This is a genomic window from Kitasatospora sp. NPDC004615, from assembly GCF_042873545.1.
GTDB lineage: Bacteria > Actinomycetota > Actinomycetes > Streptomycetales > Streptomycetaceae > Kitasatospora.
Map to the genome: position 1 here is coordinate 1 of NZ_JBIALQ010000022.1, position 5,332 is coordinate 5,332.

3 protein-coding genes and 1 pseudogene are annotated in these 5,332 nt (G+C 71.5%); all 4 read left to right on the forward strand.

Annotated elements, in window-relative coordinates; all coding sequences use genetic code 11:
- Window positions 1-222 (forward strand): annotated as a pseudogene (locus ACFYS8_RS36400) (ATP-binding protein); the annotation flags it as partial.
- Between the two features lie 322 nt (window positions 223-544).
- On the forward strand, window positions 545-4,045 hold the full coding sequence (locus ACFYS8_RS36405) for a nitrate- and nitrite sensing domain-containing protein (RefSeq protein WP_387649952.1): 3,501 nt from the start codon (window positions 545-547) through the stop codon (window positions 4,043-4,045).
- A 10-nt stretch (window positions 4,046-4,055) separates the two neighbouring features.
- Entirely contained in the window at window positions 4,056-4,469 is a 414-nt protein-coding gene (locus tag ACFYS8_RS36410; RefSeq protein ID WP_387649956.1) for a roadblock/LC7 domain-containing protein, read from the forward strand.
- A 165-nt stretch (window positions 4,470-4,634) separates the two neighbouring features.
- On the forward strand, window positions 4,635-5,285 hold the full coding sequence (locus tag ACFYS8_RS36415) for a DUF742 domain-containing protein (RefSeq protein WP_387649955.1): 651 nt from the start codon (window positions 4,635-4,637) through the stop codon (window positions 5,283-5,285).
- The last annotated feature ends 47 nt before the right edge of the window (window positions 5,286-5,332 follow it).

Here is a 5,332-nt window from a genome sequence, read left to right on the forward strand (position 1 = left end):
TGCTTCCCCGCCCTCGACTACTTCGAGAACTCGGGACTCCCCTTCGTCGTCGCCCTCAACGGCTTCGACGGACACCAGCCCCACACCGGCGACGAGGTACGGGAGGCACTGCAACTCAGCGCGGACATCCCGATCGTCACCCTCGACGCCCGACGCCGGGACAGCGCCAAGAGCGCACTCATCACCCTCGTCGAGCACGCCCTTCTCGCCCGCCTGCGGTGAGTGGAGCAGGGCCCCGCCGGGGGCGCGTACCAAGGATGGTTCGCGTCCCCGGTAACAGTTCGACCAGCACATTTGCCGGGCTTTCCTGACAGTACGTAGTCGTCCGGCTCCGGTCCGCGCCAATGGCCTAGACCTTTGCGGAAGTTCCGCCGCAAATGTCCACTTTCCTCCCCGGGCGTGCGGGGCGGGGCAGCCGTTTGTCCGCTTCTCCGGCTCGTGTTGAATTCCAGCTACCCCGTAGTATCCGAGCGGGTCGCGGCCCGTCGGGGGGTAGCCGCCGGATTGATCCATGGCCGCCAGTCGGTCGAGAGGTTGTTGTCGAGTGAGGCGTAAGCAGCCAGTCACCCCGCAGCGGCGCTCAGAGCCCCGCCAGCAGGAACCGGCAAGCGGCCGGACCACAGGTCAGTTCTCCGCGTTCACCGCGGCCGAGGACCGCGGCGAGCCGCAGCGCACCGCCCCCGCGGCCGCCGGCGAGTCCGCCGAGCGGGCCGGCGCCGCCAAGGAGAGCAAGCGTCAGAGCGGCGGCGGCCGGGCCGACTTCCTGTCGCCGCTGAACTGGCGGGTGCCGACCCGCCTGGTGGCCATCCTGGTCATCCCCGTGGTGATCGCGCTGGTCTTCGGCGGCCTGCGCGTCAACACCTCGCTGGACGACTACAGCAACGCCGACCGCGCGGTGCGCATCGCGAAGCTGGCGAGCGCCGCGACCAAGCTGGCCGACGCCCTGGAACAGGAGCGCGACGACAGCCTGGTGCCGCTGCTCACCGGCCAGGGCGACCAGGGCGAGGTGAAGAAGCTCCGGGACAAGACCGACCAGGCGCTGGCCGAGTACCGTTCCGCCTTCTCCAAGATCAAGGACGACGCGACCGTCGCCCGCCGCAACGGCCAGTTCGAGTCGATGGTGTCGTGGCTCCCCCACCTGCGGCAGAACGCCTACAAGCCGGAGCTGTTCGCGACCGCGACCATCAACGCGTACTCGATGATGTACGCGCCGCTGCTGTCGATGGACAACTCGGTCGGCTTCGGCTCCACCAACGTCACCTCCAAGGGCCGCGCCATCTACGCGATGTCGCTGGCCAAGGCGGCCGCCTCGGCCCAGCGCGCGCTGATGCTGCACCTGCTGGTCGGCCTCGGCGTCGGCGGCGTGGACGGCCACGAGGGCCAGGACCTGATCCAGGGTCTGCAGGTCGCCGCCAAGCTGGAGCAGACCGCCCGCGACGAGTTCAACACCGCGTCCAGCAGCGACGAGGTGAAGGTCTACGCGGACGCCGAGGTCGCCCAGACCACCGCCGACCAGCGCCTGCCGCTGCGTATGCCGGACGGCCGCACCATGCCGAGCATGATCTCGCTGCTCGCGATCGGCATGAACTACGGCAGCCAGCTGGCCACCGCGGCCTCCAGCCGCGACGCCGCCACCCGGATCGTCGACCTGGCCGGCGCCGACGGCCTGACCCGCCCGCTGTGGGACCAGGCCACCAAGAGCCACATGAGCGCGCTGCGCACGGCCGAGACCGAGCTGCTGGACCAGGTCGTCGCCGACGCCCAGGGCATCAAGGACCGGGCGTTCACCGACTGGGTGCTCAACGCGCTGATCGTGATCGCCTCGCTGGTGCTGGCCGGTCTGCTCACCGGCTACATCGCCCGCTCGATGATCCTCGGCATGCGGACCCTGAACACCGCCGCGCTGGACATCGCCAACCACCGTCTGCCGGAGCTGGTCGACAAGCTCTCCAAGACCGACCCGGAGCGGGTCGACACCTCGGTCGCCCCGATCCCGCTGCACGGCACGGACGAGATCGGCGAGGTCGCCCGCGCCTTCGACCAGGTCCACCAGCAGGCCGTCTCGCTGGCCGCCGAGCAGGCGCTGCTGCGAGGCAACGTCAACGCGATCTTCACCAACCTGTCGCGCCGCAGCCAGAGCCTGATCCAGCGCCAGCTGTCGCTGATCACCGACCTGGAGAACAACGAGGCCGACCCGGACCAGCTGGAGAACCTCTTCAAGCTGGACCACCTGGCCACCCGCATGCGCCGCAACGGCGAGAACCTCCTCGTCCTCGCGGGCGAGGAGCCCGGCCGCCGCTGGAACACGCCCGTCCCGCTGGTCGACGTGCTGCGCGCCGCCGCCTCCGAGGTGGAGCACTACGAGCGCATCGAACTGGCCGGCATCCCCGAGGCCGACGTGGTCGGCCCCGCCGTGACCGACCTCGTCCACCTGCTCGCCGAGCTGCTGGAGAACGCCACCTCGTTCTCCTCCCCGCAGACCCGGGTGCTGGTCAACGCCACCAGCCTGCCGGACGGCCGGGTGCTGGTGGAGATCCACGACAAGGGCATCGGCCTGACCGCCGAGGACTTCGCCGAGATCAACGAGAAGCTCGCCGAACCGCCCACCGTGGACGCCACCATCTCCCGCCGCATGGGCCTGTTCGTGGTCGGCCGGCTGTCCCAGCGGCACGACATCCGCGTGCAGCTGCGCCCCTCGGGCGAGTCGGCCGGCACCACCTCGCTGGTCATGCTGCCGCAGCAGCTCACCTCGCTGGTCGCGGTGCCCGAGCCGCAGAACGAAGAGTTCACCGTCTCGCGGATCTTCGCCGAGCAGGAGACCCCCGCCGAGTGGTCCTTCGACGGCCAGGAGCGCACCGCCGCCGAACTCGGCTTCGACGACCACCTGCCGGGCCGCGGCCTGCCCGGCGGCAACGGCTTCTCCCCCGCGCTGGAGTCCATGCAGCGCTCGCAGCGCCTGGAGGAGCAGCGCCGCCGGGCCGCCCTGGAGATCGGTCCGGGCGCCGCCCTCGAGGAGCCGATGGAGGCGGAGATCCTGGAGTCGCCCTACGGCGCCGGGGACGACCGCACCGAGAACGGCTACCAGGCCCCGTACGCGGACGACTACCGCCGTCCGGAGTCCGACCCCTTCACGGACGCCTACGAGCCCCAGCAGGCCGCCCAGGACGACGCCTACGGCTACCAGGACAGCGGCTACGGCCGTGACCAGTACACGCCCGGCGAGCACTACCAGGACGACCCGTACGCGCCCGGCCAGTACCAGGCCCCGTACGCGCCGGCCGGCTTCCAGGACGACCCGTTCCAGGCCGGCCAGGGCTACGGCGACGAGTACCAGCAGCCGTACGCCGCCGGGCAGTTCGCCGACCAGCAGCAGTACGGCGACGAGCAGTACCCGCAGGCGCAGTACGCCGACGAGTACCAGCAGCAGGACTACGGCTACGAGGAGCCCGCCGGGCACCCGTACCCGGCGGAGGAGCTGCCGGCGCTGCCGCCGGCCCCGGGCGGGTCGACCGGCGGCGGGCTGCCGCAGCGCCGGCCCGGCCAGCAGCTGGCGGGCCCGGCCGGCGGGCCGGACGCGGAGAGCCCGAACTGGTTCACCGGCGCGAAGGACACCTCGGCGCCCGTCGAGTCGCGCGGCCACGACGTGTCGGCGCTCGGCGGCTACGGCCCGACCGGCCCGACCTCCGCGCCCAGCGAGTGGGAGTCCCCCAACGACGGTGACTGGCAGCGCGCGGAGAAGCTCCGCGAGCCCTCCACCTCGGGCACGACCCCGTCGGGTCTGCCGCGCCGCGTGCCGCGGCAGAACCTGGTGCCGGGCAACGCCAAGCCCACCCCGCAGGACGGCCCGCAGGTCTCCCGCGACCCGAACGAGGTACGCGGCCGCCTGACCAACCTGCGCCGCGGCGTCGAGCAGGGCCGCCAGGCCGGCGGCGACTCCGGGACCACCGGTAGTTTCCGGATCGACCCCGACCAGGGGGCGTACGGTGATGGACCGCACAACAGCAGCACCGATCTCTTCGGCGGCTCGAACCAGCAGGAGCGTTGAGTTGACCCAGATGAGCCAGGCCGCACAGAACCTGAACTGGCTGATCACCAACTTCGTGGACAACACCCCCGGGGTGTCGCACACGGTGGTGGTCTCCGCCGACGGTCTGCTGCTGTGCATGTCCGAGGGGTTCCCCCGGGACCGTGCCGACCAGCTTGCCGCGGTCGCCTCCGGGCTGAGCTCGCTGACCTCCGGCGCCAGCCGGATCTTCGAGGGCGGCGACGTGACCCAGACCGTGGTCGAGATGGAGCGGGGCTTCCTGTTCCTGATGGCGGTCAGCGACGGCTCCGCGCTCGCGGTGCTCGCCTCGCCGGACTCCGACATCGGTCTCGTCGGCTACGAGATGGCCCTCCTGGTGGACCGCGCGGGCGCGGTCCTGACGCCCGCTCTGCGGGCCGAACTCCAGGGCAGTCTCCTGCACTGACGGTTCGTCGGATACCGTCCTGGTATTCGAAAGACCTCATTGCCCGTCCCGAGGCCGCTTCGGCGGCCTCGGGACCGGGCGTTGTACGGCCTTCGCACCACCGGCCCCGGCGCTCCTCCGGCGACGCGGCCCGCTACGCACCGCCGCACCCCGAGGAGATGAACCGTGACACCGCCCGACCACAGTGGCCAGTTCGGCGTCCCGTACGCGGGCTCCGGCCACGACGCTTTCGGGACTCCCGGCGTCGGCCACGGTCAGCAGCAGCAGTACGCGCCGCAGTTCGACAACGGTGGCCAGTCGTACCTGCCCCCGCAGTCCGACCCGCGCTGGTACCCGCAGCCGGACGGATACGGCCAGGCCTACCCCGGTCATGAGGCGTTCCCGCACGACCCCGCCGACCTGCCGCACCGCTACGAGGCGCCGCACGTCGAACAGCCCTACGAGGACGACGGGTTCGACGACTACGAGGACGCCGAGCCGCTGATCCGCCCGTTCGCCATGACCGGCGGACGGACCCGGCCGCGCTACGAACTCGCCCTGGAAGCACTGGTCTCCGCGTCGGTCGACCCGGCCCGGATGGCCACGCTGCTGCCCGAGCACCAGCGGATCTGCTCGCTGTGCGCCTCCGACGTGAAGTCGGTGGCGGAGATCTCCGCCCTGCTCGGCCTCCCCCTGGGGGTGGCCCGCATTCTCGTGGCGGACCTGGCCGAGGCCGGCCTGGTCGCCATCCACCAGCCCGCAGCCGGCGGTGAATCCGGCAACCAGCCCGACGTCACGCTGCTCGAAAGGGTCCTCAGTGGACTTCGCAAGCTCTAACGCGGCCGCCCCCAGCCGCGCCACCACCTCCGCCAAGATCGTCGTCG

Excerpts from the sequence above, each read along its gene's own strand:
- ACFYS8_RS36410 (WP_387649956.1), top strand. The coding sequence starts at position 4,056 with ATGAGCCAGGCCGCACAGAACCTGAACTGGCTGATCACCAACTTCGTG.